Annotated in this window: 6 protein-coding genes, 1 tRNA gene and 1 pseudogene; 5 read left to right on the top strand and 3 right to left on the bottom strand. The window is 65.8% G+C overall.

Annotated features, from left to right (window positions below):
* The 4 genes from H3O04_RS28405 to H3O04_RS28390 all read left to right on the top strand — a co-directional run.
* On the top strand, positions 1 to 1290 hold a 1290-nt coding region (locus H3O04_RS28405), incomplete at its 5' end, for a DNA primase (RefSeq protein ID WP_202588939.1).
* Positions 1291 to 1378: 88 nt separating this feature from the next.
* Positions 1379 to 3796 (top strand): RNA polymerase sigma factor RpoD, encoded by a 2418-nt coding sequence (rpoD, locus tag H3O04_RS28400; RefSeq protein ID WP_202588938.1) that lies wholly within the window; start codon positions 1379 to 1381, stop codon positions 3794 to 3796.
* A 138-nt stretch (positions 3797 to 3934) separates the two neighbouring features.
* Positions 3935 to 4013: transfer RNA gene (locus H3O04_RS28395), tRNA-Ile, on the top strand.
* A 257-nt stretch (positions 4014 to 4270) separates the two neighbouring features.
* Positions 4271 to 5821 carry a phospholipase D family protein gene (locus tag H3O04_RS28390; protein WP_006479403.1) on the top strand — a complete coding sequence of 517 codons (1551 nt, stop codon included), beginning with the start codon at positions 4271 to 4273 and terminating at the stop codon, positions 5819 to 5821.
* Positions 5822 to 5835: 14 nt separating this feature from the next.
* Here the strand turns inward: H3O04_RS28390 and pdxR are convergent.
* Positions 5836 to 7293, bottom strand: a pseudogene (gene pdxR / locus H3O04_RS28385) (MocR-like pyridoxine biosynthesis transcription factor PdxR); the annotation flags it as partial.
* 234 nt (positions 7294 to 7527) lie between these two features.
* On the opposite strand from pdxR, the gene H3O04_RS28380 reads away from it, so the two are divergent.
* Complete coding sequence (locus H3O04_RS28380; RefSeq protein ID WP_006479400.1) at positions 7528 to 8178, top strand: pyridoxamine 5'-phosphate oxidase family protein; 651 nt, start codon at positions 7528 to 7530, stop codon at positions 8176 to 8178.
* 69 nt (positions 8179 to 8247) lie between these two features.
* Here the strand turns inward: H3O04_RS28380 and H3O04_RS28375 are convergent, their stop codons facing one another.
* On the bottom strand, positions 8248 to 9927 hold the full coding sequence (locus H3O04_RS28375) for a DUF3300 domain-containing protein (protein WP_202588937.1): 1680 nt from the start codon (positions 9925 to 9927) through the stop codon (positions 8248 to 8250).
* 455 nt (positions 9928 to 10382) lie between these two features.
* Entirely contained in the window at positions 10383 to 12215 is a 1833-nt protein-coding gene (locus H3O04_RS28370; RefSeq protein ID WP_202588936.1) for a S53 family peptidase, read from the bottom strand.
* Positions 12216 to 12590: the final 375 nt, after the last annotated feature.

Here is a 12590-nt window from a genome sequence, read left to right as displayed (position 1 = left end):
GAGAAGACCGATGCCCAGGGCGTCGCGCGCCGCTACGACCGGTTCCGCGAGCGGATCATGTTCCCGATCCGCAACGTGAAGGGGCAGGTGATCGGTTTCGGCGGCCGCGTGCTCGGCAGCGGCGAACCGAAGTACCTGAATTCGCCGGAAACGCCGCTGTTCAACAAGGGCAGCGAGCTGTACGGGCTGTTCGAGGCGCGGCTCGCGATTCGCGAGCGCAAGTACGTGCTGGTCGTCGAAGGCTACATGGACGTCGTCGCGCTCGCGCAGCTCGGGTTTCCGAACGCGGTCGCGACGCTCGGCACCGCATGCACGCCGATTCACGTGCAGAAGCTGCTGCGCCAGACCGACACGGTCATTTTCAGTTTCGACGGCGATTCGGCCGGGCGGCGCGCGGCCCGGCGCGCGCTCGAGGCCTGCCTGCCGCATGCGGGCGACAACCGCACGATCCGGTTCCTTTTTCTGCCGACCGAGCACGATCCGGACAGCTACGTGCGCGAATTCGGCGCGGACGCATTCTCCGAGCAGGTCGAACGTGCGATGCCGCTGTCGCAATTTCTGTTGAACGAAGCGATTGCCGGCAAGGCGCTCGATCAGCCGGAAGGCCGCGCGAAGGCGCTGTTCGATGCGAAGCCGCTGTTGCAGGCGCTGCCGGCGAACGCGTTGCGCGCGCAGATCATGCACATGTTCGCCGACCGCCTCGACATCCCGTTCGAAGAGGTCGCGACGCTGTCGGACGTCGATACGCGCATCGCGATGCCGCCGCGGCAGGCGCCCGCGCGCAGCGAGCGGCGCCGCGTGACGGACAGCGAAAAGCGCGCGTTGCGTACGCTGGTGATGCATCCGCGCATCGCATCGCAGCTCGACGACGAACAGATTGCGACCCTGCGCGCGCTGCCGCGCATCGGCGAGCTGTTCGCGGAAGTCGTCGATCATGCGCGTGCGCTGGGCGACGGTGCGGAGTTCCGGCTGCTGTCGGATGTCCTCAGGACGTCCTCGAACGGGGCGACTTACGAGGAAATCTTCCGCGAAATTCTGGACTATGATGAAAACGTCCGCGATTTGCTGTTACAGAATCCGGAAGACGAGACGGTGCCCGAGCGGCAGCGTGAGCAGGAACGGATCGCGGGGGAGGAGCTGCAGGCAGCGGTGCTCAAGATGCGCTATGACGCCTGCTGCGACCGGCTGGACAGGCTGGCGCGGCAATCCACCTTCACACCCGAGGAATTGGCCGAATTGACGGAATTGAACCAGCAGCGAACCGACATGAAGCGTCGGCTCGGGCTGTAGGCGGCTGGGGCGCTTAGAGAGGGCTCCCCAGCGTGCTATAATATAAGGTTTCCAGCGGTTTGTTTTCCAAGCAGAGGCGAGAATCGCGATGGCAAAGACGACAGGCGGAAAGAAAGCAACAGGCAAGGGCTCGACGGAGCGGACCAAGAAGGTCACAGCGGCCAAGTCTGCTTCTTCCACCAGGACAACGTCTTCAGCCACGTCAGCCCCTGCAGGAAAGAAAACCGCGGCCGGCACTGCTCAGGCTGCGCCGGCGCCGGCAGCCAGAACACGGGCTGCCGCCAGACCCGACTCCGGGCCGGCCAAGCCGGCGGCGAAGCGGGCAAGTGCGAAAAGCGCAAGGGACACGACTGCCGACGCGGACGAAACGGCAGTACGTACTACTCATGCACCCACGGTTCAACCGGCTGTCGTCCAGCAGCCGCGAGTCGATATAGCCGGTACGGCGAACTCCATGACCAAAAAGCTGAACGAAGTATCCGTCGAAGACGACGCAAATCAGAGCGACGAGCAGCCCGCAGCCGCGGCTGCACCGGGCAAGTCCAAGGTGCGCGATCGTCGCGCCAAGGAAAAGGCGCTGCTGAAGGAAGCGTTCGCGACGAGCACGCCGGGCACGGCCGAGGAGCTCGAAGAGCGCCGCGTGAAACTGCGCGCGCTGATCAAGCTCGGCAAGGAGCGCGGCTTCCTCACGTACGCCGAAATCAACGACCACCTGCCGGACAACTTCACCGAGACGGAAGCCCTCGAGGGCATCATCGGCACGTTCAACGACATGGGCGTGGCGGTTTACGAGCAGGCGCCGGACGCGGAAACGCTGCTCCTGAACGACAACGCGCCCGCCGCGTCGTCGGACGATGAAGTCGAGGAGGAAGCGGAAGTCGCGCTGTCCACCGTCGATTCGGAATTCGGCCGCACGACCGATCCGGTCCGGATGTACATGCGCGAGATGGGCACGGTCGAGCTGCTCACGCGCGAAGGCGAAATCGAGATCGCGAAGCGGATCGAGGACGGCCTGCGCCATATGGTGATGGCCATCTCCGCGTGCCCGACGACGATCGCCGACATCCTCGCGATGGCCGAACGCGTCGCGAACGAAGAGATCCGCGTCGACGAGCTCGTCGACGGCCTGCTCGATCCGAATGCCGCCGACGCCGCCGATACGGACGGCTTCTCCGCGAAGGAAGCGGAAGCCATCGAGAACGAGGACGAGGAAGCCGAAGAGGAAGAGGAAGAAGAGGAAGAGGAGGAAGACGACGGTGCCGCGCAGGCATCGGCGAACGCCGCCCAGCTCGAAGCCCTCAAGCGCGCGTCGCTCGAGAAGTTCTCGCAGATCAGCGAGTGGTTCGACAAGATGCGCCGCGCGTTCGAAAAGGAAGGCTACAAGTCGAAGGCCTACCTGAAGGCGCAGGAAACGATCCAGAGCGAACTGATGACGATCCGCTTCACCGCGCGTACCGTCGAACGCCTGTGCGACACGCTGCGTGCGCAGGTGGACGAAGTGCGTCAGGTCGAGCGTCAGATCCTGCACATCGTCGTCGACAAGTGCGGCATGCCGCGCTCGGAATTCATCGCGCGCTTCCCGGGCAGCGAGACGGATCTCGACTGGGCCGAGAAGATCACCGCGGAAGGTCACCCGTACAGCGCGGTGCTGTCGCGTAACGTCCCGGCGATCCGCGAACAGCAGCAGCGCCTGCTCGACCTGCAGGCGCGCGTCGTGCTGCCGCTGAAGGACCTGAAGGAAACCAACCGTCAGATGGCGGCCGGCGAACTGAAGGCGCGTCAGGCGAAGCGCGAAATGACCGAGGCCAACCTGCGTCTCGTGATCTCGATCGCGAAGAAGTACACGAACCGCGGCCTGCAGTTCCTCGACCTGATCCAGGAAGGCAACATCGGCCTGATGAAGGCGGTGGACAAGTTCGAATACCGTCGCGGCTACAAGTTCTCGACCTATGCGACGTGGTGGATCCGTCAGGCCATCACGCGCTCGATCGCCGACCAGGCGCGCACGATCCGTATTCCGGTTCACATGATCGAAACGATCAACAAGATGAACCGCATCTCGCGGCAGATCCTGCAGGAAACCGGTCTCGAGCCGGACCCGGCAACGCTCGCCGAGAAGATGGAGATGCCGGAAGACAAGATCCGCAAGATCATGAAGATCGCGAAGGAGCCGATCTCGATGGAAACGCCGATCGGTGACGACGACGATTCCCATCTCGGCGACTTCATCGAGGACACCAACACGGTCGCGCCGGCGGATGCCGCGCTGCATGCCAGCATGCGCGACGTCGTGAAGGACGTGCTCGATTCGCTGACGCCGCGCGAGGCGAAGGTGCTGCGGATGCGTTTCGGTATCGAGATGAGCACCGATCATACGCTCGAGGAAGTCGGCAAGCAGTTCGACGTCACGCGCGAGCGGATCCGTCAGATCGAGGCCAAGGCGCTGCGCAAGCTGCGTCACCCGAGCCGTTCCGACAAGCTGAAGTCGTTCCTCGAAGGGAACTGATTTCCAGCGTCTCTCTTACGAACGCCGCCGGTATCCGCATGATGCCGGTGGCGTTCGTTCCCTCTGTCGTCTTTGTTGTTACAATGCCGGCCCGGCTTCGTTGCCGGGGTGGCGTGTAGCACCCTTTGCTTCTTGTCTGGGCCCCTAGCTCATGCTTGGTTAGAGCAGCGAACTCATAATTCGTTGGTGCCGGGTTCGACTCCCGGGGGGCCCACCAGATTTCATGCCGCGCCGCGCAGTATCGCGGCATGCCGAAAACCCGCGATCGCGTCATGCGTCGCGGGTTTTTCTTTGGGCGGCCGCGCGGTGCGATCAGGAAAACAACGAGGGGCTGCCGCGCCGATGGCAATCGAAGTATGCTGTGGCGCGGCCGGCTTCGGTGCGATACGTGCGCACGTCAGGACCGCCGATCAATGCCGCCTCCATTCGGCGGCCAGAACAAACGGATTTCACCCGGGAGCGGGGACGGCGATCATGATCAGGCTGCGTTCGTGGGGTGCGATTCTGTCGTTGCTGATGCTTGCCGCCTGCGCGAGCCTGCCGCCGCAGGCGGACCGCGCGCCGACGCATGCATTCACCGATACCGACGATACGCGCCTCGGCGTGGCATTTCGCCAGCAGGCTGCCGCCCATCCGGGACAGGACGCGTTTCATTTGCTGACCGATCCGGTCGACGCACTGGACGCGCGCGTGCTGCTCGCCGATCGCGCCGAGCGCTCGCTGGACCTTCAGTACTACATCTGGCACGACGACCTGACCGGCCACGAACTGGCCGACGCGGTCATGCGCGCGGCCGATCGCGGCGTGCGTGTGCGCGCGCTGCTCGACGATCTCGGCACCAACGCCGACGACCGCAAGCTGCTCGAGATCAGCGCGCATCCGAACATCGAGATCCGGCTGTTCAATCCGGTGGCGACGCGCCGGTTCAAGAAGCTCGGCACCCTGTTCGAGTTCTCGCGCGTCAACCGACGCATGCACAACAAGGCGATGATCGCGGACAACCAGGCTGCGATCGTCGGCGGGCGCAATATCGGCGACGAATACTTCGGCGCATCGTCGATGCTGGAGTTCGGCGATCTCGATGTCGTCGTTCACGGGCCGGTCGTGAAAGACATCTCGACGGAATTCGATACGTTCTGGAATTCGCCGTACGCATATCCGGTCGATACGCTGGTCGGGCACGATGCGGCGCCGGGCGGCCTCGAGCGCGAGCGAGAACGGTTGCGCGACTACCTGAGGGCCATGGAGGACAATCCGTACGTGCTCGAGGCCCGCCAGCGGCTCGACCGGATCGTCCACGGGCAGGGCACGGAGCTGTCGTGGGGGCATGCGACGGTGCTGTACGACGATCCGTCGAAGATCGCGCACCCGCCGAAGGACCGCGACGGCCACCTGATGCCGCAGTTGCGTGCGCTTGCGTTGCAGCCCCGGCACGACCTGCTGATCGTGTCGCCGTATTTCGTGCCCGGCAAGGAGGTGGTCGAGCGGCTGCGCGCGCTCACGGCGCGCGGCGTGCGCGTGACGGTGCTGACCAATTCGCTCGCGTCGACCGACGTGGCGGCCGTGCATGCCGGCTACCGGCGCTATCGAAGCGATCTGGTGAACGCCGGCGTGCGGCTTTACGAGCGCCGGCCCTCGGGCGACAAGAGTATTTCGAAGCAGGTGATCATCGGCTCGTCGCGCGCATCGCTGCATGCGAAGACCTACGTATTCGATCACACGAGCATCTTCATCGGGTCGATGAATCTCGATCCGCGCTCGCTGAACCTCAATACGGAGATCGGCGTTTATTGCGAGAGCCCGGCGATTGCATCGCAGGTGGCCAACGATCTGGAGGCGCGGCTCGACCAGATCGCGTGGCGTGTCGAGGCGAGAACCGATGCGGCCGGCAGCGGGCGCCTCAAGTGGGTTCAGACGGATGCGGACGGGAAGGTCACCGAGATCGATCACGAGCCGGAAGTGTCCGCCCCGCGGCGGATGGAAGTGTGGTTTCTCGGGCTGTTTCCGATCGAATCGCAACTGTGAGCGGCACTCAGTGCCGCGCGGCGGTGCTGCTCGATGACGTCGGCGAACTGCATCGCCGCTGTCTCGATCGTCGCGTCGCTCAGCCCTGAATAGCCGAGCACGAAGCCGTTGTAGCGGCGGCCGTCGCCGATGCAGTAGCTGCTCAGCGGTTGGAGCCGCAAGCCGCGGGCGGCGGCCGTACGCGCGACGTCGGTATCGTGCAGCGGCACCGCGAGATCCGCGGAAAGATGCATGCCGCCGGGGCTTTCCCGCACGCTCAGCGACGTGCCGAGATGGCGGGCGAGCGCCGCTTCGAGGCTGCCGCGCCGGTCGGCGTAAAGCGCCCGCATCTTCCGCAGGTGCCGCGCAAAGAGGCCGGTGTCGATGAATTCGGCCATCGCCAGCTGGTCGGCCGAGTGGCCGCGATGGACGAGTTCGCGCAGCGTGCGCGTGAAGCGGTCGACCAGCACCGGCGGCACCACCATGAAGCCGAGCCGAAGGGCCGGAAACATCGTCTTGCTGAACGTGCCGAGATAGCACACCGGTGCATCCGCATGCAGGCCCTGGATTGCGGGCAGCGGCTGGCCGCCGTGACGGAATTCGCTATCGTAGTCGTCCTCGATGATCCACGCGCCGCATGCACGGGCATGCTCGACGAGCGCCGCGCGCCGCCGCGGGCTCATCAGCGCGCCGAGCGGATACTGGTGCGACGGTGTCGTATAGATCAGCCGGGGCGGGTGGGTGCGCCACTGCGCGTCGGTCGGCGCCATGCCCTCGCGATCGATCTCGATCGGCACGGGATTCAGGCCGGTCGACCGGAACGCGGTTCTCGCGCCGTTGTAGCAAGGGTTCTCGAGCCAGCCGTATTCCCCGGGATTCGCCAGCATGCGCGCGCAGAGTTCGAGGCTGCTCTGCGTGCCGTCGGTGATGAACACCTGGCCCGTGTCGCAGCGCACACCGCGCGACACGCGGATGTACGCGGCGACCGCGCGCCGCAGTTCGGGCAGCCCTTCGACCGGGCCGTACGCCAGCCGGGTGGGCGTGATGGTCTTCCATGCGCGCTCGATGCAACGACGCCACTGGGCAACCGGGAATTCGTCGAGGGACGGCAGGCCGGGAACGAACGGCAGCATGCGTTCGGGCTCGGGATCGGCGTTCTCCAGCCCGTGCACGCGCGCCGACAAGTGAACCGGCGCGGGGTCGTCGTCATTGCCGACGTTCGAGCGGTCGCATCCGTCCCATAGTGTGATCGTGCCGTTGCGCGTGGCCGCCACGAAGCCTTCCTCGGCAAGACGCTCGTACGCATAGACCGCGGAATTGCGCGCGATGCCCAGCTCGGCCGCGAGCACGCGTGTCGACGCGAGCCGCGTGCCGGGCGGAAGGTGCCCGTCCAGCAGCATGTTGCGCAGGCTCCGGTAGAGGGCTTCCTGCTGGCTATGCGTTGTCGCGCCGTCCTGTCTGGCAAGCGACGAGATGAGCAGCGCGAGATCCATGGGCTGGTTCCAGAAATTTTCGTTGTGCTGGTTCTTTCGAAGAGGCCGCGCGCATCGTATCGTTCACGTTCTCGCGGGGCAGGCCGGCAACGCGCATTTTCGGCGATCGGCGCGACTGGCGGGATGCGCGTATTTTGCTCGATTCGACGAGCGACTGTCGATGGGCCGGGTAGTCGCGCGTTCATGCACGGATACGGCACGATGCCGATACCATTCATTTCGCAGTACAGATAGATGAACGAAAAGACCGATCTCTCTTCCACGCCGCGTACGACCATTCGCCGCCTGCCTGAACTGGCGAGCCACGATCGCACGATGCTCCACCGCATCGTGGACGACGCGTATGTCTGTCACATCGCGTTCGGCGACGGGCAGAACACGCACTGCATTCCGACCGCGCACTGGAGAAGGGGCGACGCGCTCTATATCCACGGGTCGAACGGCAGCCGCATGGTCAAGGCATTGTCGGCCGGCGCGCAGGCTTGCGTCGCGATGACGCTGCTGGACGGCCTCGTGCTGGCCAGATCCGCCTTCAATCATTCGATGAATTATCGATCCGCGGTGATCTACGGGCAGTTCGACGTGATCGAAGGCAGCGCGGAGAAACTCGCCGCGCTGGATGCGTTGATGGACAAGATCGCGCCGGGCCGCAAGCATGAAGCGCGGCCGGGAAATTCGAAGGAAATCAATGCGACCAGCGTGCTGCGGATTTCGATGGCGGAAGCGGCCGTGAAAGTCAGCGATTCGCTGCCGTCCGACAAAGAGGAGGATCTCGGGCTGGCGGTGTGGGCCGGGATCCTGCCACTGAAGACGACGCGCGGCGCGCCGGTCCATGCAGACGGCAACGTGGTGGTGCCGGACTACGTCCGGAACTGGGCCGATTGAAGGGGGCGGCGGCGCGTGGCGTGGCGGGCCGTAGCGCCCGCATGGCCATGATGCCGGCGTGTCGTGCTTTTATCCCGGCCGATGTTCGCGCGACTCGTGCGGCGGGTGCGACTCGGCCGGATGCGGCGCGTGCGCATGCTCGGGCGCTGCTTGCCGAGGCTGCGGTGCCGCGTGTTCGCGCGGCGGCGCTTCGGGGTGCGGCTGCATCTCCTTGCGTTGTTGCTGTTGTGCTGCCTCGCTCCGCTGCTGTTGCCGGGCCTCGTCACGTTGCTGCGCTTCCACGCGTTGCTGCTGTTGCGCTTCGTCGCGCTGCTGCGCCTGAGCGTGTTCCTGCTGTTGGGCGGCATTGCGTTGCTGCAGCGCTTCGCGCTGCTGGGCCGCGTCGTGTCGCTGCATTTCCGCGCGTTGCTGCTGCTGTTGCTGCGCCGCCGCGCGAGTCTCCTGCGCGGCATGTTCGCGCTGCATCGCCTGCTGCCGCGTGTCGTGCGTCGCACCGGGCGGATGCGGCACAGGCACCTCGGCATGCGGCGCATTCGCGCGATGCTGCGCGAATGCTTCGGGCGCGGGTCGTGCACCGGGGCGCGCGTCGTTTGCACCGAAATGCGGGATCGTCATCGGCGCGGCACCCGGGCGCTGCTCCAGGGCCTGGCCGCGCATCGGCTCCGCGCCCGGCCGGACCGTGTTGCGCCCGATCGCCGTGTTGTTGTTGGTGACGTTGCCGCCGTAGTTGTTCGTGATGCGTGTGTTGCGGATGTTCGTGACGTTGTTGATCACCGTGGTCGACTTCGTCACGTAGGTGGTGTGGTTGTACACCACGGCCGGACGCTGCCAGCCGCCGTGCCACGCCGGGCCTTCGGGGTGCGGTGCGCCCCAGTTCACGCCCCATGCATGCCAGCCCCAGTCGTGATGCCCGAAGATCGCCGCGCCAACGGCGATGCCGATGCCAAACGTGATCACGCCGGCCGTGACGACTTCGCCGGTGCTGTAAACGGGTGGCCGATACACATAGCCGGGATAGGACGAAACCGGCTCGCCGTAGACGACGGTCGGGTTGTACGACGGTACGTACACGACATCGGGCTGCGCGGGTTCGATCTCGATCGCCTGCTCGGGCGGCGGCACGATCGCCGGCCCGCTGTAGACCACCGGCGCGTCGGTGGCCGGCGTGTACCCCGCCGGCGCGGCTTGCGCGACTTGCGTGACCCGCAGCTGGCCGCTCGAGCGCAGATGGCCGGATTTCTGCGCGCGCTGGCGCATCACCTGGATCGCATTCATCACGTCGGTCGGGTCGTTGTAGTACGCCTGTCCGAGCGAGGTGGTCCAGGCCGGGTTCGACGCCATTTGCGACAGCACCGCGGGGAACGCGGTCAGTGCCTTGACGGACGGGTCCCACGGTTGCGCATCGGCGGCGCTCGCGAGCGCCTGGCCCTTCAACGACGGATTTTGCGTCACCCATGTATTGGCGGCCGCTATCTGGTCCGGATACGTTGCGCCCGCGAGCACCAGCGCGACCAGCTTGTCGGGGAACAGCGCGATCGGCGCGACCATCTGGTAGAGCTGGTCGGCACTCGGCGGCGTGTATGCGACGGGCGTCGACGCGGGCTGGGCCGCCGACGCGGCGCTCGCATCGCTGGCCGGCGCGGCGGTGCTGTTGTCGTCGTGCTTGCAGGCCGACAGGCCGAGCAGCGACACGATGACGGACGACGCGATCAGCGTCCTGACGGAGCGGTGTGCACGGGCGTGGTTCATGTTGTTCGTTCGATGTGGTGACAGCGTTGGCAGGCACGCGGGCCGGGCGATCGGCTCGAACACCATGTCGCGACCGTCCGCGCAGGTTCCGGTGGCATCGGCCGGAGCGGGCGGCTGGATCGTGTTCGCATGGTGGTTGTCCCGCGACGAATCGATACCTTTAGTTAAACGCACGATACGCGCGGAAGTTGTCGCGGCGTTGTGTAACAGTGTGTGTACCTTGCAGTCCGTAAGTGGACAGGCGGGCGCGCGGTAACCGACGTGAAAGTTGTTTGCGCAACGATTGCAAGGTTGGGGCGCAGGCGTGACGCTTGCTGCGCGAGGTGAGCGGGAACACGGCATGCAAAAAACCCGCGAAGGCTGCGAGGCCTGCGCGGGTTTATTCAACGCGGTTGAGTACGGCTGCGGCGCACGCGATGTGTTGCGCAACCGTACCCGGTTCGGTCAACGGCCCATCAGCGCGCGAAATCCGACGTGCTCTGGATGAACGCGTTCAGCTTCGAGATGTTCACGCTGCCGAAGCCCGTCGTCGCATCCCAGCCGGCCTTCGCCTTGTAGCCGTAAGTGCCGCTGCCGTTGTTGCCCGACGTGACGTCGTGCAGTAGCACCGCGTTGGTCGGGAAGTACTTGTAGATGCTCGACGCGGGGAACCCGAGCGCGTTGTTGTTGGCCGACTGCAGCCGCGCCCAGATGCCGGTGAAGATCGGCGCGGCGAGGCTCGTGCCGCCTTCGTTGTTCAGGTACCCCGAACCCCACAGCGTGTCAGACGTCTGGCCGTTCACGACGAGAATCGCACCCGTGCGCAGGTCGGCGTCGAAGCCGACGTCGGGCAGCGCGCGCTTGGTCGAGCCGGTGAGGGTCGACGACTGCCACGTCGGCGCGGCCTCGTACTTGCTGTACCCGCCGCCCGTCGACCACACGGTGCCCGGCTGCCAGCTCGGATCGTTCCAGACGATCTCGCTGTTGTACGCATTGGTCGACGTATTGGTGAACAGCGTCGTGCCGCCCACCGCGATCACGTACGGCGACGTGGCCGGCTCGCTCACCGTGTAGGTCGAGCGCGACGGCGTGCCGCTCGCGCATTCGTACGCGCCGTGGTCGCCGGTGGAAACGGAGAAGGTTTGCCCTTGCGCGACCGCCTGCTTGAAGATGGTGTCGTCGGTTGCCTGCGAGCCGGTGCTGTTCGCGGACGATTCGCACACGCCGAGCGACACGTTGATCACCTTCGCGACGTTGTCGGTCACGGCCTTGTTGTACGCGGCCGTGATCGCGGTGAGCGTCATCGACGGCGCGACGTAGAACACGACCTGCTTCACGCTGCCGCCGGCCGCGCCGACGATCGACTGGCTGTCGAGGTTCCATTCGACGGTGCCGTCGGTGTCGGTGTACGAACTGCCGGCCGGGCCCGTCTTCACGATGCTGCTGCTGATCGTGCCGAGGCCGTTGTTCGCGGCGAACGTATTGAGGTCGCTCACCGTCTGCGACAGGTCGCCTTCGGAGATGATGCCGACCGTGGTCTGCGAGGCCGTGGGCGTGCCGTCGCCGCCGTAGATCGACGAGAACTCGGTCGGATTGTGCGGCACCGCCGACGCGCCGGCCGGGATCGTCAGGTTGCTGGTGTTGCCTTGCGGCTTGCTGCCCGCGCCCGTATGCACGAGCTCGACGTTCTGCAGGCCGAGCACCGAGCCGACGACGTTGCCGATCGCGTTCGGCACTTGCGCGGCGTCGGTGTTCGCATAGACGCTGCGGCCGTTGCGCGTGAAGCGCTTGAGGGTCGTGCGGAACGCGGACTGGACGGTGCCCGCGGTGCCGGACGCGGAGACCAGCAGCCGGTTCGGCGCGACCACGATATTCACGAAGCCGGCCTTGCGCAGGTGGGCGACGACGGAGGCGACCTGCTGGTCGGTCGGCGCATATTGCGCGGCGAATTGCGCAGGCGTGAGGAACTGCCGGTAGTGCGGCGAGCCGGGCGTATGCAGGTCGCGCAGGTACTGGTCGAGCTGGGCTTCGTTGCGCAGGTTCAGCCCGAGCACGATGTCCACCGATTCGCCGGGCGCCATGTCGATCGCCGAGGCGGCAGCGGCTGCCGTGCTCGCCGCGGGCGCGCCGGCCGTACCGGCTTCGTTCTGCTGCACGAGCGGCAGGAAGCCCTTGGTGTGCGTTTCCGTCCAGCCGGCCGCGGGCGCGGCATGGGCGGTCGCCATGCCGAACGTCGCGGCTGCTGCGGCGGCGAATGCGAGTTTGACGACGCGAATGTGCTTTTGATTCTTGTTTGCAACCTGATTCATTTGAATTACCCCTCCGGTTGAACAACGAACGGCACGAACAACAACGGTCGACAGCGGTGCGGGTCATGCACCGCCGCTTTCTGTCGCATGCGGGCGGATGGCACGAACGCGACAGGGCCTTTCGCCCGATCCGGAAAGCGGTTTTTCTCCGGAGGCGAAATACGGAAAACGCGGTAACGGGAAAGCTGCGCCGCAGGGCGGGGCAGTCGCGCCGGAGTCGGCGCGGGCGGGATTGCTAGAGCAACAGCTTCGTTATCCTACTCATTTGATTCGATCCTTCGGCCCGCTGCCGGATGGCAGCCGTCCATTGAAATGCATCGGGATACTGCACGCGCCGGCGGGCGAACACATCATTCGGCGGCGCGTACTTCGGTG

The sequence above is a fragment of the Burkholderia sp. KCJ3K979 genome (assembly GCF_016759955.1).
Taxonomy (GTDB): Bacteria; Pseudomonadota; Gammaproteobacteria; order Burkholderiales; family Burkholderiaceae; genus Burkholderia; species Burkholderia orbicola.
The sequence above is the reverse complement of the archived record's forward strand: the minus strand, read 5'-3'. Positions and strand labels throughout refer to the sequence as shown.

Bases quoted from the DNA above. Each gene is read 5' to 3' on its own strand.
- rpoD (WP_202588938.1), top strand. From the start codon at position 1,379: ATGGCAAAGACGACAGGCGGAAAGAAAGCAACAGGCAAGGGCTCGACG.
- H3O04_RS28390 (WP_006479403.1), top strand. From the start codon at position 4,271: ATGATCAGGCTGCGTTCGTGGGGTGCGATTCTGTCGTTGCTGATGCTT.
- H3O04_RS28380 (WP_006479400.1), top strand. From the start codon at position 7,528: ATGAACGAAAAGACCGATCTCTCTTCCACGCCGCGTACGACCATTCGC.
- H3O04_RS28375 (WP_202588937.1), bottom strand. From the start codon at position 9,927: ATGAACCACGCCCGTGCACACCGCTCCGTCAGGACGCTGATCGCGTCG.
- H3O04_RS28370 (WP_202588936.1), bottom strand. From the start codon at position 12,215: ATGAATCAGGTTGCAAACAAGAATCAAAAGCACATTCGCGTCGTCAAA.